Origin of the sequence: Bacillus sanguinis (assembly GCF_018332475.1) — a bacterium.
GTDB lineage: Bacteria > Bacillota > Bacilli > Bacillales > Bacillaceae_G > Bacillus_A > Bacillus_A sanguinis.
Genome location: NZ_BOQB01000629.1, coordinates 1 through 363 on the forward strand (window position 1 = coordinate 1; position 363 = coordinate 363).

At 25.1% G+C, this 363-nt stretch carries 1 protein-coding gene; it reads left to right on the forward strand.

All coding sequences use genetic code 11. The annotated features are described in order from the left end of the window. The coding region (locus KI369_RS28915) for a pentapeptide repeat-containing protein (RefSeq protein ID WP_212959051.1) at nucleotides 1–363 on the forward strand (363 nt) is incomplete at both ends.

A 363-nucleotide genomic window follows, 5' to 3' on the forward strand; every position in this document is an offset into this window, starting at 1 on the left:
GAGTCAGCTGAAGAGAACCTAATAAAAAATAAAGAAATGAAAAATAGCCAATACGAAAACTGTAATTTGGATAATACAAAATATTATCAAGTAAATTTAAAAAACAGTGCGTTTGTTGGTAGTAATATAATGCATATGAAAATGAGTAATTGTAATGTTAGTCAATCAAATTTTAGAAATATAAATTTTAGAAATTCTTCATATGCAGATTTAAATCTGTCTGGTAGTAAATTTGATTTTGTGACTTTAGGTGGAGTTCAATTTAAAGATACAAGTCTTGGAGAAGATAAACTTCCTATTTCATTTAATAGATGTGATTTAGAAGGTAGTACAATTAGTAATAGTAATCTGAAAAATATTGAA